The following is a 26,013-nucleotide window of genomic DNA, read 5'->3' on the forward strand; positions in this document are numbered from 1 at the left end:
ACGCGGCTGGTACGAGCACGTTCCCTCTACCGGGTGCATCCCATGCCCCGATCTCCTGAACGCCACTACCAGCCGTGCAGCCGAAAGCGCCCGCCCGGGCTACCGCAGAATTTCGGACAGCACCCCGACTGGGGCACAACCATCCCGCTCTTTCACGGTAGTGCAGAACACGTGTCAAGTGCTGCCTTGCCCAGTTCGGTTGCCGTACGCCACCTGGTGTAGGTGGAGCCCGCCCGCCCGCCGGGCCGACGACCGCGCCTGGACGCCGGAATCAGTTGCACGCTGGGCCTATGCGCGCGCACCGCACATGGTCAGCATGAACAGCGCCCACTGCCACAAGCCCACGCACGATCCCCGCAACTATCTGGCTTTCTCGGCCTCGCCATCATGTTTCTGCTGCTATCGCCTCACCACCATGTAGGACACGGCCTCAAAGTCGTCTCTAGCTCGCGGCCGTGGGGTTCGCGGCTTCGGCGGCGCGGCGGTATTGGGCGTTGAGGCGCTGGGCTTCTTCGAGCTGGTCTTCGAGGATGATGATGCGGCAGGCGGCCTCGATGGGGGTGCCCTGGTCGACGAGTTCCCGGGCGCGGCCAGCGATGCGCAGTTGGTAGCGGGAGTAGCGGCGGTGGCCGCCCTCGGACCGCAGCGGGGTGATCAGGCGGGCTTCGCCTATCGCCCGCAGGAAGGCGGGGGTGGTGCCGAGCATCTCGGCGGCCCGGCCCATCGTGTAGGCGGGGTAGTCCTCGTCATCAAGACGGCCGTAGGCGCCATCTGCTGTCATTTGCACCTCTTCTGTGGAACGCGTGGAGGGGCCCTGGTGCCGTACGGCACCAGGGCCCCGAAGGAACTGCTACACCATCTGCCGGCCCTCGTACTGCGCCGGCCTTCGTGTCCGCAGACCCGACTTAGATGCTGTCGGGTGCGGGGATCGCAGTTGCTTGACCGGAGACCACCTCACTATCGATGTCCTGCGGTACCCAGGCCCAAGACTTCCGCCCGGGCGATCCTGATGGCGCTTGGCTCCTCCGTTCTTCCCTCGATGACCAACTGCGTACTGCTGATGATGCGACTGCTCAGTGGCCTGTCAGAGCACCACTCTTCGGCAGCCAGCCCCGTCGCCCGTCCTGCGTCTGCTCTGGCTTAGAACCCCGCTGCCGAACTTCCCGGTACGCGCGCCCGCAGCCGACGCCTTTACCGAGGTGCTACTCGCTGACTTCACTGCTGGTACAGCGAACTTCACTTGCCTGCGGGTACCGCCACTGCGTTGCCCGCAGTCCTGCTCGACGGCGACCCCTGGTCACTGCGGGCCACCCGGTCCGGCCGTCAGCCCCGTCACCTTCCTGCAACCGCTCTGGCTTCGGAACTCCACCGCCGCACCGTCCTGCGAACTGCATGTACTGCTGACCGGCAGTTCATCTCTGCCGGACCTTGCTGTCTCTCTGCGTTACGAGAGAAACCATAACCATGACCACCGCACGATGTCTACTGTGGCCGATGCAGATTTTCGTGTGTTCGACGATTAAATAACCGCCCTCGAACAGCGACAGGTCGGCACAAGTGCTGTCACCGGCCGGGGCAACAGGCTGCAGGCGGGGATACGAGCGTGCCGGGCAGGCGGGACTGGGCATTGAGGTAGGCCCCATCCAGCACGGTCACCAGTCCGGCCCATGTTGAGACCGAGTGCAGGCCGGCGACGACACTGCCCAAGGCGGCGCCGGAGGGGACGAACCGTTGAGGCGTGAACGCCACACGCTCGCCCGCCACAGGAAGTAACCGTCCAAGAAGGTCAAACACAGCAGGCTCTGCCTTCGGCACCGACGTCCGCCAGTCCAGTGCCCCCCAGAGCTTGACACCGCTGGCGGCGGGTACTCACCGATCAAGCCGAGAAGGCACCCGGGAGCCTCCTCAGCCCAGGCTTGGCCCGTCCGACAGCGCGGCGGGCCAAACCGCACAGATGCCGACGGCCACCGCTTCTGCGCACCGCTGGCAGCCCGCACGAAACGAATGCGTCCCATGCTTCGGCATCGCGCTGGTGCTGGCGTGTGTCGTACCGCTCGTCCAGGAGTTCGCCGTGGACGTGGCAGGAGGTGTTGGAGACAGCAGCCCAGTCCTCCAGCGCTCTGCGGCCTCGCACGGTGGCATCGGGAATGGCCGGCAGCAGGGACTCGCGGGTGAAGTGGTCGAGAGACAATGAGCCTTTTCCAACCTCAGTTCGTGCATGTGAGGTGCAGGGTGAGGACGGCCTGGACGATGCTGGTGATACGGCTGGTAGAGCATCGCAGTTTGCGCATGAGCCGCCAGGTTTTGAGGGTGGCCATGGCCTGTTCGACGAGTGCACGGATCTTCGCGTGTGAGCAGTTGACGGCCCGCTGGCCAGGGGAGAGAGTCTCCCAGCGCCCCCAGTAGGGAACTCGCACGGTGCCGCCGGCGCCCCGGTAGCCCTTGTCGGCCCAGCAATCCACCCCAGCACCCACCAGGGCACCGATGATGCCGTGGGTTCGCGTGGCCTTGATGTCGTGGACGGATCCCGGCAGCGCGGGCGAGGCCCACAGTAACCGTCCTGCCGGGTCGGCGATCACCTGCACGTTCATGCCGTGCTTCTTATGTTTCCCGGAGTAGAAGGGGCGGTCGGCGGCGATCCGGTCGATCGGCAGCAGCGTGCCGTCCAGGATCACGAACGCCTTGCCGGAGGCTGTCCTCACCGCCTCGGCGAGGGTTGGCGCCAGAGCGGCCAGGATGTCGACGGCCTCGGCGATGTACCGGTAGGCGGTGGTGGTGCTCACGCCGAACCCGGCGGCGAGCTGGGCGTAGGTATGGCCGCATCGTAGATGAGCCAGCACGAGCAGCGCCTGCCGTCCGGCGGCCAGCCGGCGCCATCGTGTCCCTTGCGCAAGACGACGTGCGGTCAACTCACGGGCGAGGACGCGCAGAGCGGAGGTGGACAGATCCACCCCGGCTGGGTAGACGAGCATGCGGAAAGCTCCTGGCAGGATGGCTTGTACTCGACACGCACCCGTCTACCAGGAGCTTCTCTACGCCCGGACCCCGCCCTTACCCCCAGTGGCTCTGTTCCGCACGCAGGTTGAGGACACCTCGGTGGGTGTTGGCATGAGGGAGCGCGCGCGGAAGTGCTCGGCGCCGATCACGAGCGCGGGACGGTGGTCGAAGCGACACCGATCCATTCGTGTCCGCGTCGTGCTCGGCTACCTGCGAGCCGGGCGCGAGCTGGATCCGGTCGAGCTTGCGGCTCAGGGCCGACTCGGACTCCTTCCGGTGTGCTCAGCTGTGTTCAGCGAGGAGCAGTACCGCCCGGGGACTCTGCGCCCAGGAGCGTGAGCAGCCCGGGGAATCTCTTCTCGATGTCCGCGCGTCGTAGTCGGATGCCCTTGCGGTTGCCGTAGTCGATCTCGTCAATGAGACCTGCCTCGCGCAGGACCCGGAAGTGGTGGGTCTGGGTCTGCTTCGAGATCGGAAGATCGAACGAGTTGCAGCCCCGCTCGCTGTCGCTGCGGTCGGCGGCCAACTCCATCATCACCGAACGACGGTGCTCGTCGGCGAGGGCGCGGAACACCGCACCCAGATCGAGCGCATCGGCCGCCGGGCCGACCAGGTTCCTCCCGGCCACGCCGCACCTCCTTCAAGTACGACTTGCATCGTACCTGAAGGACGTGCTCCACTGAGGTACGAAAATTTTCGTACCTTTGTCCGGTTGTGCTGCCCCGTGCCGCCGCCCCCTGAGACCAGGGCCGGCACTCGCCGGGGACCTGGTCATCGACACTCCGAGAGGTCATCGTCATGAAGAAGCCCGAGGTACTGATAGTCGGTGCCGGAATCGCAGGGCCCGCACTCGCCTACTGGCTCTCCCGGAATGGCTACCGGCCGACGGTCGTCGAACATGCCCGGCAGCTGCGCTCCGGTGGTAGCGCGATCGTCGTGAAGGGGCCCGCGATCCCGGTCGCCGAGCGCATGGGCATCCTCCCGCAGCTCCGCGAGCTCGCCACCCGCAATCGGTCGCTGACCCTGCTCGACCCCGGCGGCAGGCGAATCCTGCAACTCCCGCTCACCTCGGACAAGGCACCGACGGTCGAGGTGACCCGAGCCGACCTGTCCGAGGTGCTCCACCGGTCGGCGCAGACCGAGGCCGAGTTCTTGTTCGACGACACGGTCACCGCTCTCGACCAGGACGAAGGCGGGGTGGACGTCACCTTCCGGCGGTCCGCGCCACGGCGCTTCGACTTGGTAGTCGGTGCCGACGGGATGCACTCCACCGTACGGCGCCTGGTGTTCGGACCCGAGCGGCAGTTCGCGAGCGACCTGGGCCTGTACGGCGCGACCGTCCCGCTGGAACCCGACGCCATCGAGGACCCGAGTGAGATGACGATGCTGACCGTGCCGAACCGGATGCTGGTCCTCCACCCCTCGCGGACCACTCCGCTCGCGATCTTCACCTTCCGGGCCGCACAGCCAGCGCCCCACGACCGCAAGAACATCGCCCTTCACAAGCAGACCGTGGCCGACGCCTACGCCGACGTGCGGTGGCGGGCACCGGAACTCGTGGCGGCGTTCCTCGACCACCCGGCTCCGTTCTTCGACCCCCTGACCACCGTCCGGGTGCCCTCGTGGTCCCGCGGACGGGTCGTACTGCTCGGGGACGCGGCGGCGGCGACAGCCCTGCTGGGCGACGGGTCCAGCATGGCGATGGCGGGCGCGTACGCCCTCGCAGAAGAGCTCGCCGCCCATCCCGGTGATCACGCCCGCGCCTTCGCCGCCTACGAGTCGCGGCTCCGCCGTGAGGTAGGCCCGCGGCAGCGACGCGTCGGTCTGCTCTCCAGGCTCATGGTGCCCCGCACCCGGCCGGGCCTCGCGGTGCGCAACGCGGTGGGCCGCGCGGTCGGTCGCACGAACCGGATCGCCTCTCGCGAAGCCGCGAACCGGTAGACCGAGCCCGCACCGACCGCTCACCGGCCGGTGCGCAGCTCCCCTGTAGCTCCCAACCGGGTCGGCGCCGCCACGCCCGACGAGCCCGGCTCGGCGTGGTAGGTCATCGCCGATGCGGCAGGTCGACTGCTGGCGGCCTCACCCACCGTTCCCGGCGCTCGCCACGACACGGGTGCTGCCGGTGACTACACCCCCCGCGACGCGGAGGTGAAGTGCTGGACGGACAAGGCGTATCAAGGCGCCGGCGGCACCACCCGGGCGCCCGTCCGCGGTCGGCATCTCAAGCTGCGGCGACGTCGGCACAACAGCAGCCAGGCCGGAATCCGTTGCCTCGGCGACCAAGCCATGGCCGCCCTGAAGGGCTGGCGCCTCCCGCGGAAACTCCGCTGTAGCACCAACCGAGCCACTGCCATCGTGAAGACCATCCCCGCCCTTCGTCACGCCTCAACCTGAGGTTGGAAAGGGCTCATGGTGTCCTTCAAAGAGTGCGGGGGGCGGGGGCAGGGGAGCGACCGGTTAAGCGCGGGATGTGGTGTAGCGCGCCCTGAGCTGCTCCTGGATTTCCTCAAGGGTCTTGCCTCTGGTCTCGGGAACACCCATGACGTAGATGATCAAGGTTCCGATGTTGATGAGGGCGAAGACGAAGAAGGTATTGCCGTGGATGCTCTCGATGAGCTGTGGGAAGCCAAAGGTGATCAGGGTGTTGGCGACCCAGACGAACGAGGTGGAAAGCCCGTTGGCGTATCCGCGCAGGCGCAGCGGGAAGATCTCGGAAAGCAGCATCCAGAAGACCGGGCCGATACAGGCCTGCATGAAGAGGAGGAACAGCAGCATGCCGCCGAGGATCAGGTAGGAGCGGGCCGTTGACTCAGGCAGCAGGAAGAACACTCCGACCAGGAGAAGCGCCACGGTAACGCCGGTCTGACCGGTGATGATCATGGGACGGCGCCCGATTCCCCTGCGGAGCATCGCGATGCCCAGCAGCGTTGCCAGGACGGAGACCACACCGTTCGCGATCGTCGCCACCAGCGAGGCCTGCGTACCGAGACCAGTGTTGATCAGGATGGACGGTGCAAAGTACATGATCGAGTTGACGCCGGTGGTCTGGGAGAGGAAGGCGATCGCGACCCCCAGCAGAATCAGCTTCCTCACCCAGGGAATGCGCAGGTCGCGGAGGCCTGGCGTAGGGCTCGCCACGTCCTTGTGAACCACCGCGGTGATCTCCGTGAGCTCTGGTTCGATCTCGTGCGAGAGGCGCACCTGGGCGAGTGCGGCACGGGCGTCTTCTGTCCGCTTCTTGCTCACCAGCCAGCGGGGTGACTCCGGCAGGAATTGGACACCCAGGAACAGCGCGACGGCAGGAAGCGTGGCAACGACCAGCATCCATCGCCAGATGGAGTCGTGGGGGAACAGCGCGGCCATGGCCGCATTGGTGGTGTAGGCCAGGAGCTGACCGCTGACGATCATCAGTTCGTTCACTGTGACGATCTGGCCTCGGCGATTCGCCGGAGCGATCTCGGCAAGATAGACCGGGATAGTCGCCGACGCGCCGCCGACAGCGAGGCCCAGGAGGAAACGCGCCGCAATCATGACGCCGGTGGTAGGGGCAAGGGCCGTTCCCAGCGCGCCGAGGAAGAAGATGGTCGCCAGGAGCATGATGTTGCGCTTGCGGCCCTGCCGGTCGGACAGGCGGCCGCCGAAGATCGCACCGAATGCGGCGCCGAAAACGAGCGAGGCGGTGACGAAGCCCTCCTGGGCGGGCGTCAGTCCCAGGCCGCCTTCCTGTCGGCCGAGCGTCATGAACGGAAGTGCGCCACTGATCACACCGGTGTCGTAGCCGAACAGCGCACCGCCCAATGTTGCGATGGCCGTGACGATGCCGATTCGCGGGCGAGAGGAGTCGTGGAGTGGTTTTCGGCTGTCGAATTCCGTAGCGGACTTCGTTGTCGCCATGGTAATTGTCCTTTTGGCTTCGGTGCAGCCGGCTGAGCCGCCGGCAATCCTGTTGTCCTGGCAGGAGGTCGTCAGATCTGTGCGGGCGTCCAGTCCGGGGCGTCGACGAGAGCGACCTGCTTGAGCAGGCCGGCGGCCCGGCCCACCCCTTCCACCGAGTTGACCAGCGCGTCCTCGTGCTCGATGTTGAGCGGTCCGTCGTATCCCACCGAGCGCAGCATGTAGACGAAGTCGGCCCAGAAGGTTGCCCCGCCGGGGTGGCCGAGGCCGAGCGTGACGTAGTTCCAGGCGCGGTCACCGGGGTTGGTGATCGCGACGGTGTCGAGCAGCCCGTCGCGCGCTGCCTCCGGCTTGTTCACGCGGATGTCCTTGGCGTGCACGTGGAAGATGGAGCTGCCGAGCGTGCGGATCACGGTGGGGATGTCGGCGCCCATCCACATCAGGTGCGAGGGATCCAGGTTTGCGCCGACGGTCTCCGGGGCGCCGACACTCTCGATGAGCCGGAGCATGGTCGAGGAGCTGTGCACGAGCTGGGCACCGCAGGCCTCGATGGCGAGGCGTACGCCCTTGTCCTGGGCGAAGGCGGCCAGCTCCTTCCAGTACGGGACGGCCACCTCGTCCCACTGGTAGGCGAGGACATCGAGGTTCTCCGGAGGCCAGGAGGTGGTGATCCAGTTCGGGGAGGAATCGCCCTTCGCCCCCGGAAGGCCGGACATCATGACGACGGTGGGAACGCCCAGGGCGCCGGCCACCTCGATCGTGTCGCGGACGACCTTGTCGTGTTCGGGGCCGGAGACCGGGTGGAGCTGGTTGCCGTTGGCGTTCAGGGCGCTGAGGCTGAGCCCGCGGTCTGCGATCTTGCCTGCGAATTCGGCTCGGGCCTCGGCCGAGGAAACGAGGGCGGGCAGGTCGGCGTGCGGGCTTTCCGACCAGTTGCCGGTGGCCACCTCGACTGAGCTCAGGCCGAGCTCCTGGGCAAGGTCCAGAGCCTGCTCGAAGGGCAGGTGGCTGACGCCGTCGGTGATGAGGCCGATCTTCATGGTGAGTCCTTAGCGTTTGTCGGGCGGCGCCGGAGCGAAACCGGTCCTGGTGGAACCGAGGAAGCAGAGACCTGCTCGGGCTGTCCCGGCGGGGGACCGGCCGGGCCGGGTCGTCCGGTGCGAACAGCGGTAGCGGAGAGGCAGAGCCGGTCACGCACCGGTCGGGGGCCTACTCGTCGAGTGTGCGAGACGAACGGGCAGGGCATTGTTCGTACAACTAGTACGTACAAGTGCTACGTACTATGAAGAGGGGGTGCTAGGACTGTCAATGCATAGGAACGAATCAAACAGGGAGGCTCGCGTGCGGGACGCAGAGGAAGCTGTTCAACCGGGCATAACGGGGCGGCAGAAGCGCCCCACCATGTCCGACATCGCCGCGCGAGTCGGGGTCTCGCAGGCACTCGTCTCGCTGGTGTTCCGCAACCAGCCCGGTGCAAGCGTCCGGACGCGGGAGCGGGTATTCGAGGCGGCCGAGGAACTCGGCTATCGCCCCGACACCGCAGCACAGCTCCTGCGACGGACCCGGAGCAGGCAGCTCGGCGTGCTGTTCACCATGCGCCACCCGCATGACGTGGACATCGTCGAGGCCCTCTACCCGGCCGCCGAAAAGCAGGACTACCACGTCGTCCTCAGCGCCATGGTCGCCACCCGCGACGAGCGTCGGGCCGTCGAAGAGCTCCTCGGGCTGCGCTGCGAGGCCATCCTCATCATCGGCACCGAGTCCACTCCGGACCGCCTCGCAGTGGTAGCGGGCGAGGCACCCGTCGTGGCAATCAATCCGCGCAAACGAGCCTCCGGCATGGACGTTGTACGAACCGCCGACGCAAAGGGAGTTCGCCAGGCGGTCGACCACCTCACAGAACTCGGCCACCGCGCCATCGTGCACATCGACGGCGGCTCCATGCCCGGCGCCGCCGAGCGACGACGCGGCTACCGCACCGCCATGCGACGCCACGGACTTGCCGAGCACATCCGGATCATCCCCGGCGACTACACCGAGGAATCCGGTGCCCGGGCCGCACGCGACCTGCTCGCCTGCGACACGTTCCCCACGGCGGTCATCGCCGGCAACGACCGCAGCGCCCACGGCCTGCTCACCACGTTCCTCCGCGCCGGCGTTCGTGTGCCCGATGACATCTCCATCGTCGGCTACGACGACAGCCGTCTCGCCGGCCTGTCCTTCATCGGGCTCACCTCGGTGCGTCAGGACGCAGCCGAGGTGGCCGAACTCGCTGTCCAGGCAGCCGTCGAACGCCTGGACAACGGCCGCACCACCGACCGCGACATCGTCCTCGACCCCGCCCTCGTCGTCCGCGAGAGCACCGGGCAGCTGCGCAGCGACGCCTGACGGCCGCCGGACGAACCACGGCTGTTCGAAAACGGGGATGACTTCGTCCATGGAGCGCAGGAACTCGTGCTCGGCGAACTAGCTCGCTTCCGGGCGCCGTTGAGCCCGGAGTTCATGGTGCCGACGGGGTCAGCGGTCGGCGTTCGCGGCGAAACCGCTTCGAGCAGCTGCCCGTACCCGTCATCGCCGCGGTCCAGGGGCTCTGCTTCGGCGGAGGCTTCGAACTGGCACTGCGTGCCGACGTGGTCTTCGCGGGGCAGAGCGCCCGCTTCGGACATCCGGAGCAGACTCTGGGCCTCACCACCCTCTTGGGCGGGATCTACCGTGTTGCGGCACGGGCCGGCCGTGCCCGTGCCTTCGAGTGGGCCCTCACCTCGGAGCAGGTTCCCGCACACGTCATGGCCGATGCCGGTGTGATCAACCGCGTCGTCCCGGATGATGAACTCTTCACCCAGTCAGGGGCCTTCGCCGACCGTGTGGCCTTCGGTCCCACTCTAGCCCACGCCGCGCACAAGGCGCTGCTGCACAGCTGGGCCCTCGGCGGGATCGCGTCGGCGGACCGGGATCTCTTCGACCTGTCAGTACCGCTGTTCGCAACGCAGGACGCCCGTACCGGCCTGGAGTCCGCCGCCGCAGCGCTACGGGCAGGCAAACCCCGCCCGGCTCTGGACTTCCACGGCTGCTGACACCCGCCGAGTACTGGGAGCCTTCGCCCCGACCGCGCCGTTGTACGCGGGGGCGAAGGCAGAGCTGGGGACTGCGAGAAGAACGGCCCGGCACTACAAGATCCGCCGCGACTGCCGCCAGCGCGGCATCGGCCTCCGGCATGCCATCCGAGCGGTCGCCCACATGCATAACCTCGCGCCGGCCGCGTGACTAGGACAACCCCGGAACCGCGTTGCCCCTGTAGGAGCCGAGGAGTGACTTGCCCTCGCCGCGAAGGCCCGCGCGGGAACTTCCAGCACGCGGTCGGGCGTGGGAAGGACTTTTTCGGAAACCCGATCATCATCAGCCCAGCGGTGATCGGCTTCTGCCGGCGGAAACACTGACACCTGCGGTTCGGCCGGAGGGGCGCCCACCGGCTCGTGACGGCGAGCGTTACAGGGGTGCCGTCCGGGCACGGCTCACTGTCCAGACCGCTCAGCCAGGAGGGGGGGACGGCCGCTCCGGCCGCGGACAACGCGTTGCGGGGACTTCGGTACCCAGGAGGTCTTCCATCGCGGCTGTCATCCCGGCGACGAGGTCGCGTCGCGGGTCTATGAGCCACTGGAGTTGGAGTCCGTCCCACAGGGCGACAAGGGCCCCCGCGATCTCCTGGGGGTCCCTGCTGTTGGAGATGCGGCCCTTCTCCTGGTCCCGCCGAATGGCCATCGCGGCAGTGGCGATGACCCTCTCGTACCTGTCACGGAACCACTGATGCGCGGGGTGGTCCGGAGCTGAGGATTCCGCAGCCATGAGGGCGAGCAGTCGCAGCATCTCTTGCCGCTCGAGATTGCGGCGAACGTACTGCAGGACGGCGTACGCGACGCCCTCTCCCCGGCTGTCCGATTCGAAGGAGTCGATGCTTGCGAAGTCGGCGTTCTCAAGGACGGCCACCAGGAGCGCGCTCTTGCTGGGGAAGTGGTGCACCACGCTGGTCAGGCTGAGATCGAGTTGTTTCGCGATCTACATCTCCTCGATGGCCGGACTGCTCGCCGGCGGCGAAGCCATCGCGTACGCCACCTCCAAGGCCGCGGTGCACGCCATGACCCGCAGCCTCGCCCTGGACTACGCACCGCACGGCGTCCGCGTCAATGCCGTCGCACCCGGCATGATGGACACCCCCATGGGCGTCGATGCCAACGCCCGCGCCGGCGGCGTGGACCGTGCGGTGATCGCCGCCAAGCGGGCCGCCGTGGTGCCTATGGGCCATCAGGGCACCAGCCAGGACGTCGCCGACGCCGCGCTGTTTCTCGTCGCGGACGAGTCCGCGTTCATCACCGGCACTGTTCTCCCCGTCGACGGTGGCTTCACCCTCCGAGCGAGATCCCACTGACCGCTGGTCAACACCGGCACACGGCAACCTGGACACGGCACACCGGACAAGAATGACGGCCGGGGTGCTGCCCTGCAGATAGGGCAGCCCCCCAACCGGGCGGGTCGGTCAGGCCCGCACCTCCGCACCGGCGGTGGCGTCGACCGGGTCGGTCAGCGCGCGGTCGACCGTCTCGGGCGACAGGCGTACGGCGATGAGGCTGATCAGGCCCATGAGCATCATGTATGCGGCGACCGGGATCCATGAGCCGGAGAACGCGGTGATGAGTCCGGCGCAGATCAAGGGTGCGACGCCACCGCCGAGGACGGAGGAGAACTCGCGGCCCAGGGTGACTCCGGCGTAGCGGTAGCGGGCGCCGAACATCTCGGGGAAGTAGCTCATCTGGACGCCCACCGCGCCGTGCGCGGCGAAGATGAAGCCGAGGATGACCACTACGGTGATGGCCACGGTGGAACCGGTGTTGAGGGCGACGAAGCTGGGGGCGGGCAGGACGATCAGCGCGCTCATGATGGCGGTGGAGACCGGGCGGCGGCCGAAGCGGTCGGAGAGCCGGCCGGTGCACAGGGCGGCGACGCCGCCGCACAGTGCGCCGATGAGCAGCACCTGGGGGACCAGGCCGGGGTCCACGCCGACCGTGGTGATCATGTAGGAGGCCATGAACACCTGGTAGGTGTACGACTGGGCGCTGACGCCGAGGCTCATGAACATCACCAGCAGCAGCGGACGGCGTCCGCCGCGCAGCACCTCGCCGACCGGGGAGGAGGGCTTGGCCTGTTGCGCCTTGAGTTCCTCGAAGACGGGGCTCTCGTGCAGTCTGCGCCGGATGACCAGCGCGCCGACGGTGACAAGGATGCTGCTGGCGAAGACCAGGCGCCAGCCCCAGGCCATCAGGGCGTCATCGGGCAGGAGTTGGACCGCGGCCCAGGCCGCGGCGCCGAGCGCGGTGCCGAGGGCGGCGCCGGTCATCACCATGGCGGCGAGGACTCCGCGATGCCCCTTGCGGGCGGTCTCGGTGAGCAGGGTGGAGCCGCCGGACTGCTCGGCGCCGGCGCCGAAGCCCTGCGCCATCCGGCACAGCACTAGCAGGGCGGGCGCGAGGACGCCGGCCTGGGCGTAGGTCGGCAGTAGTCCGATGGCGAGGGTGGAGCCGCCCATCAGCAGGAGGGTGGCGACGAGAACCCATTTGCGTCCGAGGCGGTCGCCGTAGCGGGAGAAGAACAGGCCGCCGAGCGGGCGGGCCGCGAAGCCGACGGCATAGGTGCCGAAGCTGGCCAGGATGCCGACGGCCGGGGACGAGCCCGCGAAGAACAGCTCGCTGAAGACCAGCGCCGAGGCGGTGCCATAGATGACGAAGTCGTACTGTTCGAGGGCGGTGCCGATCAGGCCGGCGAGGGCGGCCCGGCGGACCGTGCGCGGGTCTGCGGGGGGCTGCTCGGCCGGAGATACCACTGTCGCCGCAGATGCGGTGGAGTCCATCGTCCATGCCTCCTTGGATGGATATGGATGGATCGAGCTCGGGGGAGGGAGAGGTGCTGCGGTCAGCAGGCGAGGAATGCCGCAGCAGTCAGCGGACGATCAAGGCGTGTCGCCGGGCCGGATGACGACCTTGAGATGCGTCGGGTCGGCGGTGGGGGCGCGCAGGGCCTCGGCCGCGTGTTCCAGGGGGAAGCGGCCGGTGAGAACGGAGGCCAGGTCGACACTGCCGTCGGCGGCGAGGGCAAGGGCGGTCGGGAAGGCGTGCGCGTAACGGAAGGCGCAGACCAGGTCGATCTCGTGCCGCTGGAGGTGGGCCAGGGGGAGGCCGTCGACGGTGGGGGCCGCCTGGCCGACGACGGTGGCGCGACCGCCGGGGCGCAGCGCGTGCAGCGCCTGCCAGAGCGCCGAGGGGTGGGCGGAGCACTCCAACAGCCGGTCAAAGCCTGAGAGTTCGAGGTTGTGCCGGGCGGTGTTCACGGTGCGGGTGGCGCCCAGCTCGCGTGCGCGGGCGAGACGGGCGTCGTTGATGTCGGTGACGACGACCTCGACGGCCCCGGCGGCGCGGGCCACTTGACAGCAGAGAATGCCGATTGGCCCGGCGCCGGTGATCAGTACTCGGTCGCCGAAGGTCACCTCGGCGCGGCGCACCGCCCAGACGGCGACGGCCAACGGCTCGATGAACGCGCCGAGTTCGAGAGGTATCGCGTCCGGGAGCGGGTGCACGGCGCGGCTCGGGGCGACCAGGTGCGTTGCCAGGGTGCCGTGGACGGGCGGCGAACCGAAGCAGGTACCGGTCGGGCAGAGGTTGTACCGCCCCGACCGGCAGACAGCACATGTGCCGCAGCCGACAGCGGGTTCGACGGCGACGTGGGTGCCGGGGGTCACCGTGGCCGAGGGGCCGGTGGCGACGACGGTGCCGGAGGCTTCGTGGCCGAGGACGGTGGGCTGCCGCAGGACGTTGCCGCCGTTGCGGCCACTGGCGAAGTAGTGCATGTCGGAGCCGCAGACGCCGACGGCGTCGACAGCGATGAGGACATCGTCCGCGCCGAGCGGCCGCAGCGGCAGTTCCTCGATGCGCAGATCTTCGGCAGCGTGCAGGACGGCGGCGCGCGCCGTGGTGGGCAGGGGTGGGACGGCTGTCATGTGCTCACGTCCTTGTGAGGAGGGGCGGGATGCCCCGGGGAGAAGGAAGGGGAGGATCAGGCGGAGCCGGCGGCTTCGGCGGCCGCCGCACGCGTGCCCCTGGTGTGGATCAGGTCGATGAACTCGCCGATCCGGGCGGCGAATGCGGGGTGTTCCGGCAGTTCGTCGCCGAGGAGACCGTCGTTCAGGACGGCGGTGGCGAATGACGGGCCGCCTCCGGCACGGGTGCGAAGGGCGGCGAGGCGGTCGCGGGCCGGGTCCGCCATGGCGGCCGCGTGCTCGCCGGGGTCGAAGCCGGCGGCGGGGGCCAGGCAGCAGAGGTAGGCGGCGACGGTGAGGGCGAGATGGTGGGGCATCCGTCCGGCGCGCAGCTGGAGCAGGGCGGGGTCGGGGATGCGTTGCCGCAGTTTGACGGAGCCGTCCGAGCCGACCTGGCGGGTGCGGTGGCCGAGCGCCGAGTTGGCCCAGCGGGTGAAGAGCTGGGCCACATACGCGTCCAGGTCGACGTCGTCGGGGACGATGAGGCTGGGCAGGTACTCCTTCCAGAGGACTGCGCGGGCTGCCTCGGTGACGAAGGGTTGCGCGGTGGACTGCGGGATGGTGTCGCAGCCCGCGAGGGCGCCCAGGTAGGCGATGAGCGAGTGCGTGCCGTTGAGCAGCCGGACCTTCAGCAGCTCGTACGGCTCCACGTCGTCGGTGAACAGCGCGTCACCGGCCTCCCAGGCGGGACGGGACGCGGCGAAGCGATCCTCCAAGACCCACATGCTGAACGGCTCAGCGGGTGCCGGGACTTCGTCGCGCAGGCCGAGCGCCTCGGCTACGGCGCTGCGCTCCGCGTCCGTCGTCGCCGGCACGATGCGGTCCACCATCGTGTTGGGGAAGGTGAGGTTTCCGGCGGCCATCCAAGCACCGACCTCCTCGCCTTCCTCGCCCGGCAGGCGGTCGATGAATTCCTGGACGAGGCGGCGCGTGTGGTCGCCGTTGCCGACCAGGTTGTCGCAGCTCAGGACGGTGACCGGGGCGGCATGGGTGGCGGCGCGTTCCTGGAGGGCGCGCACGATGCGGCCCAGGGTGGTCTGCGGGGCGGTGCGGTTGCCGCGCAGATCGGCCTGTATTCCTGGGTGGTCGAGGTCGAGGCCGCCGGTGCGGGGCGAGTACGTGTAGCCGTGTTCGGTGACGGTCAGGGAGATCACGCGGGTGCCGGGGGCGGCGAGGGCGCGCTGCACCGGCTCGGGTTCGCGGGCAGCGACCAGCACCCCCGTGTGCACGGCAGGGATGGTGCAGCGCAGGCCGTCCGGAGAGAGCTCGGCGACGGTGTAGCGCAGGTCCTGGGCGCGGAGTGCGTCGGCGACGCCGGTGGCGCGCCCGGCGACGCCGAGGACGCCCCATGGGCCGTCCTCGCGGGCGAGCGCGGCGGCGGTGTAGACGGCCTGGTGGGCGCGGTGGAAGTTGCCGAGGCCGAGGTGGACGATGCCGGTGTCGGCCGGGGTGAGGGTGCGGTGGTGCAGCAGGGCGCCGGCGGGTGCGGTGGCCGCGGTCAGCCGGGCGGTACGGGCGGGAGCGGTGCTCATGAGCGAGTAAGTCCTTGTTGCGGGAGGCCGGGTCACCAGTCGGTCATCGAGCCGTCGCGGTGGCGGGCGAGGGGGAGGTAGGCGGGCTCGTAGGGGTGCCGTGCGGCGAGTTCCTCGTCGACCTCGATGCCGAGGCCCGGCGCGTCTCCCGGGTGCAGATGCCCGTCCTCGTACGACCAGGCGTGCCGGAACACCTCGTGCACCAGCGGGTCGTACCCCATGTACTCCTGGATGGCGAAGTTCGGGGTGGCCAGGCCGACGTGGAGCGAGGCGGCCAGCGCGACGGGGGAGATGTCGGAGGGGCCGTGCGGGCCGAGCTTGATCTGCCAGATGTCGGCGAGGGATGCGATACGGCGCAGATGGCTGATGCCACCGGCGTGGGTGACGCAGCAGCGCACGTAGTCGATGAGCTGCTCGGTGATCAGGCTCTGGCATTCCCAGACGGTGTTGAAGACCTCCCCGATGGCCAGGGGAACGGTGGTCTTCGCGCGGACACCGCGCAACACCTCCTGATTCTCGGCGGGGGTGACGTCCTCCAGCCAGAACAGGTCGAGGTCCTCGAGGGAACGGCCCAGCCGGGCGGCCTGGTTCGGGGTGAGGCGGTGGTGGGCGTCGTGCAGCAGCTTGATCTCGGGGCCGAGGTGGGAGCGGGCCGCCGCCAGCGCCTCGGGGGCGTGCCGCAGATAGGCGTCGGTGTCCCAGGTCTCCTCAACGGGGGCCAGGCCGCGCCCGGCGGGCTCGTACGCGGCGCCGTCCTTGCTCACGCCGTACACGATGTCCAGTCCGGGGACGCCGGTCTGGGCCCGTACGGCCCGGAAGCCCTGGGCGAGCCGGGCATCGAGGGAGTCCAGCAGCCGCGGTACGTCCCAGCCGGTGGCATGGGTGTAGGCGAGGATCCGGTCGCGTACGGCACCGCCGAGGAGCTGGTAGACCGGCAGCCCGGCGACCTTGCCCTTGATGTCCCACAGGGCCAGGTCGACCGCGCCGATGGCCGTCATGGTGACCGGGCCGCGGCGCCAGTAGCCGCCGCGGTAGAGGTACTGCCAGGTGTCCTCGACGCGGGCCGGGTCGCGGCCGATGAGCAGCGGGGCCAGATGGTCGCGGAGGTAGGAAGCGACGGCCAGTTCGCGGCCGTTGAGGGTGGCGTCGCCCCAGCCGACGAGGCCCTGTTCGGTAGCGATTTTGAGGGTGACGAAGTTGCGGGTGGGGCTGGTGGCCAGGACGTCGACGGCGGCGATGCGGTCGGGCTTGCTCATCAGGAGCGCTCCACGATATTGGTAAGTTCCTCGCCCGCGGCAAGGCGGCGGATGTTGGCGGCGATGTCGGCCGCGCGGGCGGCGAAGGTCTGCCGGGTCAGCCCACTGGAATGCGGGGTCATCAGGACGTTGGGCAGCGTGTGGAAGGGGTGGCGGCTGGGCTGCTGCCGCTCGCCGGGTGCGGAGGGGTAGGCGTACCAGACATCCAGCGCGGCGCCGCCCAGCCGGCCGGAGTGCAGTGCCTCGTACAGTGCGTCCTCGTCGACGACCGCTCCCCGGCCGACGTTGATGAGCACCGACTCCGGGTGCAGGCGAGCGAGTTCGGGCGCGCCGAGCAGTCCGCGGGTGGTCTCGGTGAGAGGTACGGCGACGACCACGATGTCGCTGCGGTTGAGGAGATGTGGCAGGTCGTCCACGGTGCCGGACCATTCCAGCCCTTGTGCGCCCGCATCCACCTCGCCGCGCCGGGAGATGGCGAGCCCGCGGGCCCCGAAGGCCCGGAGCAGTTGCCATGAGCGGGCGCCGATGTGGCCGAAGCCGAGGAAGCCGACGGTCGCCCCGGCGAGGGTGGGCTGCCACCCGGCGTCGTCCGGTGCGTACACGGGGCTGAGCCAGCGGCCTTCGCGCAGGGCGGCGTCCTGGCGGAGCAGGCCGCGGCGCAGCAGGACCGCGGAGGCGGCCACGTACTCCGCCATGGAGTCCTCGTGGTGGTACGTGCACGCCACTTGAGTGCCGGGTGGGAGTGCGGAGCGGTCGATGCCGTCCGTGCCCGCGCCCGCGGCGTGGACCAGCCGAAGCCGCTCGGCGGCCCGTGCGATGGCGGCCGTGCAGGTGCCGGACACCAGCACATCGGCCTTGACCACGGCCTCTGCGACAGCATTGGGGTCGGTGGGATCGGGCCACTCCACCGTGCTGCCGGCGGGAAGCCCGCGCTCGAATTCCGAGCGAAGGGGGCGGAGGTTGGCGTCGGCCACGACGATGCGTAGGCCGTGGGAGGTGCTCATGCGTGGCCTCGATGCGCAAAAAGCTGGCACATGGGTGCTCCTGGGAGGGAATCGCGGGTCAGGAGTGGGCGGCGAACGCGCGGGAGGCCGCGGGCACGGGGCCGGTGGAGGCGCGGACGTGCAGTTGAGTGGCGAGCCGCAGGGTGTCCGGCCGGGGGCGTTCTCCGGAGACCGCGGTGGAGATCCGTTCCACAGCACTCGCCCCGGCCTGCGCCATGGGGACGGAGACGCTGGTGAGCGCCGGATGGGAGGCCTCAGCGAAGGGAATGTCGTCGAAGCCGACGACGCTGAGGTCCTCCGGGATCCGCACGCCGAGGGTGCGGGCGCCGGCGAGGATGCCCAGGGCGACGAGGTCGTTGTGGGCCAGTACGGCGGTGGCGCCGGAGGCGAGGACACTCGCCGCAGCCGCGGTACCGCCGGCCACGGTCTCCGACTGCCGCCCCAGCACGTCGAGTTCCAGTCCGGCCTTCGCGGTCAGCTCGCGGGCCAGCGCGACGCGGTGGGCATTGGACCAGGAATGCGAGGATCCCTGAACGTAGGCGAGCTTCCGGTGGCCGAGCGCTGTCAGGTACTCGACGGTCTGGCGCAGCCCGTCATGCGCATCGGCGAGCACGCAGTCGGCCTGGTCGGTCTCCCGGTTGACCAGGACCACCGGCGTGTCGCCGCACAGCCCGATCACCTCGTCGGCCGCCAGCCGCGGAGAGCAGACGATCAGCCCGGCCGCCCGCTGCCGCAGGTGCCCGATCAGCTCGCGCTCGCGGTCGGGGGCGAAATCGGTATCGGCCACCACGACGGCCAAGCGGCGGTGCCAGCCCTCGCGTTGTGCGCTCTTGACGAAGGAGCCGAAGACGGGGTTCGCGACATCCGGGACGATCACCGCGACGGTGTCCTGCTGGGAGTCCCGGACCGCTCCACCGCTCGCGCGACCCTGAGGCGCTTCGTATCCGAGCTCCCGGGCGGCTTCGACAACCTTGCGCAAGGTTTCCGGTCCCAGGCGATCCGGTTCGTTGAATGCGCGGGATGCGGTGGACAAGGCGACGCCTGCGCGTTTGGCCACGTCCGTGAGGGTGGGGGCCACCATGCCTCCTGAGGGGTATCGCGAGGCCGCATGGACTGCGGCTCGGGGCCCGATGAGCGGGCTGCCTCATGTTCGGCAATGTTGCGCAAGAATGTCAACGGTTTGCCAACAGGTAAATTCAGAGGGGCTTGCGGTCGCCGTGCGAGCTGCCCAGCAGATTCCCTTCCGCGGCCCCGCCGCGGTCACCCTTCCCGTGGTGGCCCGCTGGTCCCCCGGACCACCAGCTTCGGGTTCAGTACCGCCTCCCGGGGCTCCAGCGCCGCGTTCTCCAGCCGCTCCACGGCGAATCGCACCGCGTGTACCGCCATGAGTACGGCGTCCTGGCGGACCGTTGTCAGGCCGATCGGCATGACGTGCGAGAGGTGGCTGTCGTCGTAGCCGACGACCGACACCTCGCGAGGGACGTCGATGCCCGCCCGGGCGAAGGTCATCAGCAGGCCCATCGCGCACCGGTCGTTGCCCGCGAGCACCGCGGTGGGCAGGGGCAGTCCCCGGTCGCGCTCGGCCAGGAGATGTCCCGACTCGGTGCCGGAGGCCTCGTCGTGGGCGCCGGGGATCACGCGGATCTCGTCGGCGAGGCCGTGCCGGCGCATCGCGTCGCGGTAGGCGCGGCGGCGTTCCACCGATCCGGGCTGCCGGCCGCCGTCGATGTGCACGATGCGTCGGTGGCCGAGTCCGAGGAGGTGGTCCATGGCCTGGCGTACGCCCTTGTTCTCGGCCGTGTGGACGCTGTCGATGGGCGCGCCCGGTATCCGGCGGCCGACCGAGACGGTGGCCGTGCGCTGCCCGAGGGCGGTCAGGTCGGCGGGGCCGGAGGCGGGACCCAGCAGGATCAGTGCCCCGCAGCGGTGGCTGAGCAGGGCGCCGGCCACCTGGTGACCTGGGCGAAAACCTTCCTGGGCCTGACCGTCCGCACCGTTGCCCGGCCCAGGGACGCCACCGGCTTCGTCGTCCTGCCCCGCCGCTGGGTGGTCGAGCGGTCCATCAGCTGGATCATGCACGCCCGCCGCCTGGTCCGGGACTACGAACGGCTTCCCCAGCACAGTGAGGCCCTGATCACCTGGGCGGCGATCACGTTGATGACCCGTCGGCTGACCCACCCGGCCCGTCCGCTGGTCCGAACGGTCCCCAGCCCCTCTTTATCCACCGCATCCCGGCCTCGGCCTGCCAGGCTTCCAGGCCCGTCACTGCTTCCAGCTCCCGCAGGCTGCGCCCTTCGGAGTGGTGTTCCCGCACCGCACGGACAATCTTTCCCGCCCACATCTCATCGCTGATGAACGGCCGCCGCCTCAGCTTCTCGCAGATCGTGCCCATGCACTCCCGGGAGCAGGCCAGCACCATCCGTTGGCCATCGCGCTGGGGTTCGCTCACGTGGTTGGCCGAGGAATCCGCCACCACCGCCAGCAGTGCGCCATCCCCGTCCCCGGTCAGCTCCAGCGCTCGTCCGCACGCGTCGCAGGCATCCAGCGACGGGGAAACATCGTCTTCGTCCGGTCCCATACCCAGGGCACTACCCCGCCCCGCTGGTCACCATCGGGGATTGAAACCGGTGCTGGCCAAATTTCCGCCGGACGAGTAGGCGGCCCGGAAGACGACTACCGGCTCACAAGAGTTTGTGCAACAAGGTGAGGCATGGTCTGCCACGTCCCTTTCGACGGCGATGAACGCCGCGTGCTGGTCCGCGACGACATCATCGCCGTTCTGCTCGCCACCTTGGAGGGCGGAGCCCGAGCCGGGATCGAGGGCGCCGCCGTCCACGGAGCCGCCCTCAGCAAGCTGACCATGGACAATCTTGGCTCCGCCCTGATGCCGGTGCCGATCAAGCTGCTGTTCGCCGCTAACGCGGCAGTGCTGGCCAGTGCCGCCGACGAAGCGCAGAAATCCGGACCGACAAGCCGCTGCTTCGCGCGGATGAACGTGTTCCTCGTGGTGGACGACATCCTGGGAACCATGGGGCTCGGGACCTCCCACCACACCGATCCTCCCCAGATACTCTGACGTGCGCCGGGCCCGCAGCACAGGGACGGTGATCACCTTGAGTCCCGGCGCCTGACCCGTCCGGCTCACCCGGTTGCCGTGAGGACCGGCAACACCGGGCATCCAGCCAAGCCAATCCCACCGAGATCTGCGGCAGCCGCAGCCCCGTCTGGCGCTCCAGTTCCGGCGGACTGAGCTCCCTCGGATGCCCCCTCAAAGCGCGGAGTATCTTGCCCGCCCACAGCTCTCCCGCATCGAACGGCCGACACCGGAACCGCTCTTCGAACCGCGTGAAGGTTCACCGACAAACGGTGGCCGGGATCGACGATCTGCAGCTGGCCGAGGAGCCGGATCCCCGGCTCCGGTCGGCCGCCCGCCTCACCGGACGGGCGGTGAGGAGCTAGCGGATTGGGGCGGCGGGTCGGGTGGTCGGGCCAGGGCGTAGACGATTCCCTCGTCCAGAGAGGGGAAATCCAAGCCCTCCTGGTACGCCGCCTCGAACGCCTGGTCGCCGATGGCGGCCTTGGCCTGGCGTTCGCACGCCGCGCGGGCCGCGAGCAGCGGTGGGCTGTTCCCCATCTGCGGCCGCCCGAAGCTCTGCCACACCTGGTCGGCGAAGCCGAGCAGCCGGGCGGCGCGCCCGCCTCGGCCCCCGGCTGCTGCCGCCTTGGCCAGCAGGTCGAGGGCCTCCGCCAGCCCGGCGGTGTCGTGCAGGAGCCACTTGGCCTCGACGGCGGCGCGTCCGTGCGCGACGGCCGAGGCAACCTCGCCGCGGCCCAGGTCCGCGCGTCCGTGCAGATAGTCGGCGTAGCCGCGGATCCATAGCTCACCGTGCGGGGTCCACCGGGTCCGCACCTCGTCGGCCACCGCGGCGGCCCGGTCGAACTCGCCCCGCGCGAGGTGGGCCCACGCCACCCCGGTGAGGGAGGAGAGGGTGAGCGATGTCGCGCTGTCCTGCTCGGCCGCCCGTCGTGCCTCGTCGAACGCCGTCAGGGCACCTGCGAGGTCACCGCGGAGGGCCATCACGTTCCCGGCGAGGAGGAGCGCGGCGGCGCGGGTCGCGGCATCACCACGCTGTTGGGCCGCGGCGGCACAGGCGGCGCTCAGCCGCTCGGTGGCGGCACGGTCCCCCTGGATCGTGGCGATCACGCCGCAGCCCCACAGGGCCCGGATATGCTCCGGGCTCGCCTCGGGGCTCAGGGCCAGGGCAGCCTCCAGGTAGTGCCGGCCCTCCCGCAGGTATCCACAGGCGTTCCAGAAGAACCACAGCGCGCCGGCCATCCGCAGCGCACTGCGGTCGGGTTCGCCCAGGCAGAAGTCCAGTGCCGTACGCAGGTTGGCGTGCTCACGTAACAGGCGGTGGCGCCACTGCACTTGATGCGGCCCGAGCCATTCCCGGGCGCCTTGCTCGGCCAGGCGGAGGTAGTAGTCCCGGTGTTGCCGGATGGGATCCACCTCGCCGAGCCGGTCCAGCCACTCCTTGCCGTACTCCCGGACCGTGTCCAGCAGCCGGTACCGGGGGCGCTCCGCATCCTCTTCCTCCCGTGCTTCCCGGAGCACGATGGACTTGTCCACCAGCCCGGCCAGCAGCCCGCGGACCTCCTCGGCGGGAATCGGGCCGCTGGAGCAGACGAACTCCGCCGCCTGCCGGTCGAAGCCGCCGGGGAACACCGACAGGCGGGCCCACAGCAGCCGCTCCCGGGGCGCGCACAGCTCATGGCTCCAGCCGATGGCGGTACGCAGCATCCGATGGCGCGGCAGTCCGGTGCCGTTATCCCCACCGGTCTCCCCGTCGCCGACCAGCACCTCGAAGCGTTCATGCAACCGGTCCGCCAGGTCCTGCACGGACATCTGCTTCAGCCGCGCGCCGGCCAGCTCCAGGGCCAGTGGAAGGCCGTCGAGGCGTCGGCACACCTCCGCCGCGGCCGCCGCCTCCGCCCCCGTGAAACGGAGCCCGGGGACGGCGGCCGTGGCCCGCTGGGTGAAGAGCGTCAGCGCCTCGCACTCTTCCGCACCAGCCGCCGGCCGGTTGCCGGGAACGGCCAATGGGCCCAGTTCCAGCAGCCGTTCCCCGCGCACCCGGAGGGGCTGGCGCGAGGTGCACAGCACGGTCAGCCCCGGGGCGACGGTGAGCAGATTAGCAACGAGATCCACACAGCCGTCCACCAGATGCTCGCAGGTGTCCAGGACAAGCAGCAGCTCCTTGTCCTGGATCCATTCGGCGAGGACCTCCGGCATCGGCCGCACCGTCTGATCCACCAGACGCAGGGCCTCCGCAATCGCCAAGGCCAGCGGCTCGGCACTGCACAGGGGAGACAGCTCCACCAGCCACACCCCGTCCAGATACCGGGCCCGCACCACATCGGCGGCCCGCAGCGCAAGCCGCGTCTTACCGACCCCGCCGACCCCGGTCAGCGTCACAAGGCGAGAGTGGACCAAGGCGTCTCGCAACGCGGTGAGCTCTCTTCTGCGACCGATGAAACGCGTGGTCTCGACAGGGAGATTGCCCTTTTTGTGACCTCTCGTCCCGGCCATGTCTCTCCCGGCGGCCTCTTCGACGCTCCCCTGCCTCCGCAGCGCCAGTCTGGCGAGCCGGCCCCCTCGCCTGAAGCCGCACCCCCGAGTCGGTCACCATCGGACACAGATGAGGTGTGAAGCGTCCTTTCCGTGCATCTCTACTAATCAACTCGGCCATATATCAGCCCCCTTCGGGCCTTAGGCGCGTCAGCGGGCGGGTGATGCAGCATCATGCCCTCGCTTCGACATGTCCTCCGTACCTTCGGGGGGCGCCCGACGGCTCCAAGGCTCAGGGGTCTGCGCCGGAAGCCTGCCGAAAGCGGAGGATCGCAAACAGGTACTCAGGGCCGGGCAGCGGTGGGTCTCGGTTACCGATCTTCGGTGGGGAACGCGCCAGTGCGGGGAAGGTCTTGTTCGGCCCAGGCGCCCATGGTGGCCAGCACGACCTCGAGTCGTGCGCCCGCCGGGGTGAGTTCGTACTCCACGCGGGGCGGGATCTCCGGATGCGCCGTGCGGGTGACCAGTCCTAGGAGTACGAATCGTTGCAGCCGTGAGGACAGGGTCTTGGGGCTGATCCCCGGGAGTCCGGCGCGCAGCTCGGTGAAGCGTTTCGGGCCGGTCAGCAGCTCCCGCACGATCAGCGTCGCCCAGGGACCGTCCAGCACGGTCAGGAACCGGGCGATCGGACATTCCGGCAAAGGATGATCCAGCTCACTCATGCTCTTCCCATTAGTTCATTTGAGGGAAGCCGGAGCAGCCCGCACCCACACCATGGAGGACCTCATGGCCGCGATCAGTACGGCCAACACCGCGAGCGAGATGGTGCGCTCGGCCACGACCACCGCGTTGCGGGTCGCCGTGCGGAACCTTGAGCTCTACGACACCGGCAACGTCGCCGGGGCGGACGAGGTGTTCGCCCCCGACGTGATCGACCACAACCCCGCTGGCGCCGCCTCGGGCATCGACAGCATGCGAGCGTCGATCGCCGCGGTCCGCGACGGATTCACCAACACGCAGCACCGGATCCTGTTCCAGCAGGAGCTTCCCGGCGGCTGGGTGGTCCTCCACTGGCGGATGACCGGGACGCACACCGGAGACGCCTTCGGGTTCGCCGCCAGCGGCAACCCGGTCGACATCACCGGCACCGACATCGTCCGCGTTGTCGACGGCAAGATCACCGAGACCTGCCACGTCGAAGAGCTGCTCAAGCTCACCCAACAGATCAGCACCGGCACGCAGTCGGCCTGAAGACCGAGACCTTCTCGGACCACGCCTGCCCCCTGAGCCCTGACCGGCAACCGCCGCCTTGGACGCGGCGTTTCCGGGGCCAGTCCGGGAAGGACCGCTGAACGTGACACTTACCGGGCACGACATGATCTGACGCTCGGCGGCGAGGTTCAGAAACAAGCACTCAGGCTGCAGGGGCTGACGAGTCGGCGGATCGGGGAGGCGAGGATAGAGGCAGGTTTGGTCCCGACACCTCCCGTCTCCTCCCAAGCCCGCCTGACCCGCTGCCCTTTGCCCGCTGGCCGAACCGGTCGCCGCGCGGTACATCCGAGACATGACCCCGCACGACGGGTACCCCAGCGACCTGTCCGACGACCGCTGGGCGCTGATCGAACCCGTGCTCACCGCCTGGCGGGCCCGGCGCCGCCGGGACGCCCCGGACTTCGGCCGCCCGCCCGAGCACGACCTGCGGCGCCTCATGGACGCGATCCTGTACGTCGACCGCACCGGCATCCCTTGGCGCTACCTGCCGCACGACTTCCCGCCCTGGCAGACGGTCTACGGGTACTTCGCCAAGTGGCAGCACGACGGCGTCTTCGCGCAGCTCACCGGCCTGCTGCGGCGTCTGGTCCGCGAGGCCGAGGGCCGCAGCAGCGAGCCGTCCGCCTGCGTGCTCGACTCCCAGACCATCAAGACCTCCGCCAACGTCCCCCTGGCCGGCCAGGGCACCGACGCCGGCAAACGCATCGTCGGCCGCAAGCGCCACCTGGGCTGCGACACTCTCGGCCTGCTGCTGATCGTGGCCGTCACCGCCGCCAGCGTCTCCGACACCGCGGCCGGGGTGACCTTGCTGTCGCGGATCGCCTCCGCCCATCCCGGCATCAGGAAGGCCTGGGTGGACGCCGGCTACCGCACCAGAACCATCGACCACGGCGCCCGCCTCGGCATCGATGTCCAACCGGTGTCGCGGCCACCGGGCAGCCGCGGCTTCACGGTCATCCCGCGCCGTTGGACCATCGAGCGCAGCATCGGCTGGCTCATGCACCACCGCAGACTCGCCCGCGACTACGAAAGCCACCCGCACCGCTCCGAAGCCATGATCCAGCTCGCGATGATCGCCCTCATGGCCCGCCGCCTCACCGGCGAAACCACTCCGAACTGGCGCGACATCTAACCCGACGGAACCAGACACCCACCGCCGGACCAAACACTCAGTTAGGGGTCCTTTCAGAAAGCTGGGAGCTTGCGGGCGAGGATCATGCAGTGAGCAAGTTGGAGGAAGGCGTTGTGCATGTCATCGCGTGCCTCCCAGCAGACTCGCGGCGGAATGCCGCCGCCGTCGGTCAGCACGTGGTGCTTGGAGCCCGGCCGTCCCCGGTCAACCGGGCTCGGGCCGACTTTTGGGCGGCTTCGCCCCCGCTTGGCCTGCACGTGCGAGGCATCGACGGTG

The 26,013-nt window shown here is 69.4% G+C and carries 22 protein-coding genes and 3 pseudogenes; 8 read left to right on the plus strand and 17 right to left on the minus strand.

Going from position 1 to position 26,013, the window contains the following annotated elements; all coding sequences use genetic code 11:
- Window positions 1-442 precede the first annotated feature (442 nt).
- The 3 genes from IF04_RS0108625 to IF04_RS0108635 form a co-directional block, all read right to left on the minus strand.
- Window positions 443-781: a MerR family transcriptional regulator gene (locus tag IF04_RS0108625; RefSeq protein ID WP_030253111.1), complete on the minus strand. Its 339-nt coding sequence runs from the start codon at window positions 779-781 to the stop codon at window positions 443-445.
- 1,426 nt (window positions 782-2,207) lie between these two features.
- A complete protein-coding gene (locus IF04_RS0108630) occupies window positions 2,208-2,972 on the minus strand; it encodes an IS5/IS1182 family transposase (protein ID WP_030253113.1) in 765 nt (254 codons plus the stop codon).
- Window positions 2,973-3,289: 317 nt separating this feature from the next.
- Window positions 3,290-3,625, minus strand: a complete 336-nt coding sequence (locus IF04_RS0108635) for an ArsR/SmtB family transcription factor (protein ID WP_030253115.1) — start codon at window positions 3,623-3,625, stop codon at window positions 3,290-3,292.
- A gap of 170 nt (window positions 3,626-3,795) precedes the next feature.
- Between IF04_RS0108635 and IF04_RS0108640 the strand changes: the two genes are divergently transcribed.
- Window positions 3,796-4,938, plus strand: coding sequence for an FAD-dependent monooxygenase (locus tag IF04_RS0108640; protein WP_030253117.1), 1,143 nt, complete (start codon window positions 3,796-3,798; stop codon window positions 4,936-4,938).
- A 516-nt stretch (window positions 4,939-5,454) separates the two neighbouring features.
- Here the strand turns inward: IF04_RS0108640 and IF04_RS0108645 are convergent.
- Together IF04_RS0108645 and IF04_RS0108650 are read right to left on the minus strand one after the other, a co-directional pair.
- Window positions 5,455-6,891, minus strand: coding sequence for a sugar porter family MFS transporter (locus IF04_RS0108645; protein WP_037958641.1), 1,437 nt, complete (start codon window positions 6,889-6,891; stop codon window positions 5,455-5,457).
- A 71-nt stretch (window positions 6,892-6,962) separates the two neighbouring features.
- Window positions 6,963-7,931, minus strand: coding sequence for a sugar phosphate isomerase/epimerase family protein (locus IF04_RS0108650; protein ID WP_030253121.1), 969 nt, complete (start codon window positions 7,929-7,931; stop codon window positions 6,963-6,965).
- Window positions 7,932-8,292: 361 nt separating this feature from the next.
- Between IF04_RS0108650 and IF04_RS0108655 the strand changes: the two genes are divergently transcribed.
- The 3 genes and pseudogenes from IF04_RS0108655 to IF04_RS40225 form a co-directional block, all read left to right on the plus strand.
- On the plus strand, window positions 8,293-9,279 hold the full coding sequence (locus IF04_RS0108655) for a LacI family DNA-binding transcriptional regulator (protein ID WP_051830883.1): 987 nt from the start codon (window positions 8,293-8,295) through the stop codon (window positions 9,277-9,279).
- Window positions 9,280-9,446: 167 nt separating this feature from the next.
- Window positions 9,447-9,965 carry an enoyl-CoA hydratase/isomerase family protein gene (locus tag IF04_RS0108660; protein WP_078600007.1) on the plus strand — a complete coding sequence of 173 codons (519 nt, stop codon included), beginning with the start codon at window positions 9,447-9,449 and terminating at the stop codon, window positions 9,963-9,965.
- 88 nt (window positions 9,966-10,053) lie between these two features.
- Window positions 10,054-10,155: pseudogene (locus IF04_RS40225) on the plus strand (IS5/IS1182 family transposase); the annotation flags it as partial.
- 264 nt (window positions 10,156-10,419) lie between these two features.
- Here the strand turns inward: IF04_RS40225 and IF04_RS0108665 are convergent.
- Window positions 10,420-10,911: a TetR family transcriptional regulator C-terminal domain-containing protein gene (locus IF04_RS0108665; protein WP_157847625.1), complete on the minus strand. Its 492-nt coding sequence runs from the start codon at window positions 10,909-10,911 to the stop codon at window positions 10,420-10,422.
- On the opposite strand from IF04_RS0108665, the gene IF04_RS38180 reads away from it, so the two are divergent.
- Window positions 10,889-11,314 carry an SDR family NAD(P)-dependent oxidoreductase gene (locus tag IF04_RS38180; protein ID WP_245654331.1) on the plus strand — a complete coding sequence of 142 codons (426 nt, stop codon included), beginning with the start codon at window positions 10,889-10,891 and terminating at the stop codon, window positions 11,312-11,314. The two genes, IF04_RS0108665 and IF04_RS38180, sit on opposite strands and share 23 nt — an antisense overlap.
- 108 nt (window positions 11,315-11,422) lie before the next feature.
- On the opposite strand, the gene IF04_RS0108675 is transcribed toward IF04_RS38180, so the two are convergent.
- From IF04_RS0108675 to IF04_RS39035, 8 genes and pseudogenes are all read right to left on the minus strand, one after another.
- Window positions 11,423-12,790 carry an MFS transporter gene (locus IF04_RS0108675; RefSeq protein ID WP_030253130.1) on the minus strand — a complete coding sequence of 456 codons (1,368 nt, stop codon included), beginning with the start codon at window positions 12,788-12,790 and terminating at the stop codon, window positions 11,423-11,425.
- 99 nt (window positions 12,791-12,889) lie between these two features.
- On the minus strand, window positions 12,890-13,933 hold the full coding sequence (locus IF04_RS0108680) for an NAD(P)-dependent alcohol dehydrogenase (protein ID WP_030253133.1): 1,044 nt from the start codon (window positions 13,931-13,933) through the stop codon (window positions 12,890-12,892).
- Between the two features lie 56 nt (window positions 13,934-13,989).
- Complete coding sequence (locus IF04_RS0108685; protein ID WP_030253135.1) at window positions 13,990-15,504, minus strand: mannitol dehydrogenase family protein; 1,515 nt, start codon at window positions 15,502-15,504, stop codon at window positions 13,990-13,992.
- 32 nt (window positions 15,505-15,536) lie between these two features.
- On the minus strand, window positions 15,537-16,760 hold the full coding sequence (manD, locus tag IF04_RS0108690) for a D-mannonate dehydratase ManD (RefSeq protein ID WP_030253137.1): 1,224 nt from the start codon (window positions 16,758-16,760) through the stop codon (window positions 15,537-15,539).
- Window positions 16,760-17,764: a 2-hydroxyacid dehydrogenase gene (locus IF04_RS0108695; RefSeq protein WP_030253139.1), complete on the minus strand. Its 1,005-nt coding sequence runs from the start codon at window positions 17,762-17,764 to the stop codon at window positions 16,760-16,762. Before IF04_RS0108695 ends, manD begins: the two co-directional genes overlap by 1 nt.
- 58 nt (window positions 17,765-17,822) lie before the next feature.
- The gene (locus IF04_RS0108700) at window positions 17,823-18,845 is read right to left on the minus strand and encodes a LacI family DNA-binding transcriptional regulator (RefSeq protein ID WP_245654332.1); all 1,023 of its coding nucleotides are present in this window, start codon (window positions 18,843-18,845) and stop codon (window positions 17,823-17,825) included.
- 179 nt (window positions 18,846-19,024) lie between these two features.
- Window positions 19,025-19,705 (minus strand): annotated as a pseudogene (locus IF04_RS0108705) (LacI family DNA-binding transcriptional regulator); the annotation flags it as partial.
- 208 nt (window positions 19,706-19,913) lie between these two features.
- Window positions 19,914-20,342, minus strand: a complete 429-nt coding sequence (locus IF04_RS39035) for a hypothetical protein (protein ID WP_051830886.1) — start codon at window positions 20,340-20,342, stop codon at window positions 19,914-19,916.
- Window positions 20,343-20,474: 132 nt separating this feature from the next.
- Here IF04_RS39035 and IF04_RS0108720 point away from each other — a divergent pair, with 132 nt between their 5' ends.
- A complete protein-coding gene (locus IF04_RS0108720; protein ID WP_030253147.1) occupies window positions 20,475-20,840 on the plus strand; it encodes a hypothetical protein in 366 nt (121 codons plus the stop codon).
- A 357-nt stretch (window positions 20,841-21,197) separates the two neighbouring features.
- Here IF04_RS0108720 and IF04_RS0108725 read toward each other — a convergent pair whose 3' ends face one another.
- Both IF04_RS0108725 and IF04_RS0108730 read right to left on the minus strand, forming a co-directional pair.
- The gene (locus IF04_RS0108725) at window positions 21,198-23,240 is read right to left on the minus strand and encodes an ATP-binding protein (RefSeq protein ID WP_051830887.1); all 2,043 of its coding nucleotides are present in this window, start codon (window positions 23,238-23,240) and stop codon (window positions 21,198-21,200) included.
- 464 nt (window positions 23,241-23,704) lie between these two features.
- Complete coding sequence (locus IF04_RS0108730) at window positions 23,705-24,055, minus strand: winged helix-turn-helix transcriptional regulator (protein ID WP_030253151.1); 351 nt, start codon at window positions 24,053-24,055, stop codon at window positions 23,705-23,707.
- A gap of 64 nt (window positions 24,056-24,119) precedes the next feature.
- Between IF04_RS0108730 and IF04_RS0108735 the strand changes: the two genes are divergently transcribed.
- Window positions 24,120-24,584: an ester cyclase gene (locus tag IF04_RS0108735; RefSeq protein WP_157847626.1), complete on the plus strand. Its 465-nt coding sequence runs from the start codon at window positions 24,120-24,122 to the stop codon at window positions 24,582-24,584.
- Window positions 24,585-24,897: 313 nt separating this feature from the next.
- Window positions 24,898-25,737, plus strand: a complete 840-nt coding sequence (locus IF04_RS0108740) for an IS5 family transposase (protein ID WP_030253155.1) — start codon at window positions 24,898-24,900, stop codon at window positions 25,735-25,737.
- Between the two features lie 53 nt (window positions 25,738-25,790).
- Here the strand turns inward: IF04_RS0108740 and IF04_RS39260 are convergent.
- Window positions 25,791-26,013 (minus strand): annotated as a pseudogene (locus IF04_RS39260) (hypothetical protein); the annotation flags it as partial.

The organism is Streptomyces violens, from assembly GCF_000717745.1.
Lineage (GTDB): Bacteria > Actinomycetota > Actinomycetes > Streptomycetales > Streptomycetaceae > Streptomyces > Streptomyces violens.

Coding starts and splice junctions, on each gene's coding strand:
- IF04_RS0108640 (WP_030253117.1), top strand. CDS start 3,796: ATGAAGAAGCCCGAGGTACTGATAGTCGGTGCCGGAATCGCAGGGCCC.
- IF04_RS0108625 (WP_030253111.1), bottom strand. CDS start 781: ATGACAGCAGATGGCGCCTACGGCCGTCTTGATGACGAGGACTACCCC.
- IF04_RS0108700 (WP_245654332.1), bottom strand. CDS start 18,845: ATGGTGGCCCCCACCCTCACGGACGTGGCCAAACGCGCAGGCGTCGCC.
- IF04_RS0108655 (WP_051830883.1), top strand. CDS start 8,293: ATGTCCGACATCGCCGCGCGAGTCGGGGTCTCGCAGGCACTCGTCTCG.
- IF04_RS39035 (WP_051830886.1), bottom strand. CDS start 20,342: ATGGGACCGGACGAAGACGATGTTTCCCCGTCGCTGGATGCCTGCGAC.
- IF04_RS0108675 (WP_030253130.1), bottom strand. CDS start 12,790: ATGGACTCCACCGCATCTGCGGCGACAGTGGTATCTCCGGCCGAGCAG.
- IF04_RS0108740 (WP_030253155.1), top strand. CDS start 24,898: ATGACCCCGCACGACGGGTACCCCAGCGACCTGTCCGACGACCGCTGG.
- IF04_RS0108695 (WP_030253139.1), bottom strand. CDS start 17,764: ATGAGCACCTCCCACGGCCTACGCATCGTCGTGGCCGACGCCAACCTC.
- IF04_RS0108720 (WP_030253147.1), top strand. CDS start 20,475: ATGGTCTGCCACGTCCCTTTCGACGGCGATGAACGCCGCGTGCTGGTC.
- IF04_RS0108735 (WP_157847626.1), top strand. CDS start 24,120: ATGGCCGCGATCAGTACGGCCAACACCGCGAGCGAGATGGTGCGCTCG.
- IF04_RS0108730 (WP_030253151.1), bottom strand. CDS start 24,055: ATGAGTGAGCTGGATCATCCTTTGCCGGAATGTCCGATCGCCCGGTTC.
- IF04_RS0108650 (WP_030253121.1), bottom strand. CDS start 7,931: ATGAAGATCGGCCTCATCACCGACGGCGTCAGCCACCTGCCCTTCGAG.
- IF04_RS0108680 (WP_030253133.1), bottom strand. CDS start 13,933: ATGACAGCCGTCCCACCCCTGCCCACCACGGCGCGCGCCGCCGTCCTG.
- IF04_RS0108685 (WP_030253135.1), bottom strand. CDS start 15,504: ATGAGCACCGCTCCCGCCCGTACCGCCCGGCTGACCGCGGCCACCGCA.
- IF04_RS0108630 (WP_030253113.1), bottom strand. CDS start 2,972: ATGCTCGTCTACCCAGCCGGGGTGGATCTGTCCACCTCCGCTCTGCGC.
- IF04_RS0108645 (WP_037958641.1), bottom strand. CDS start 6,891: ATGGCGACAACGAAGTCCGCTACGGAATTCGACAGCCGAAAACCACTC.
- manD (WP_030253137.1), bottom strand. CDS start 16,760: ATGAGCAAGCCCGACCGCATCGCCGCCGTCGACGTCCTGGCCACCAGC.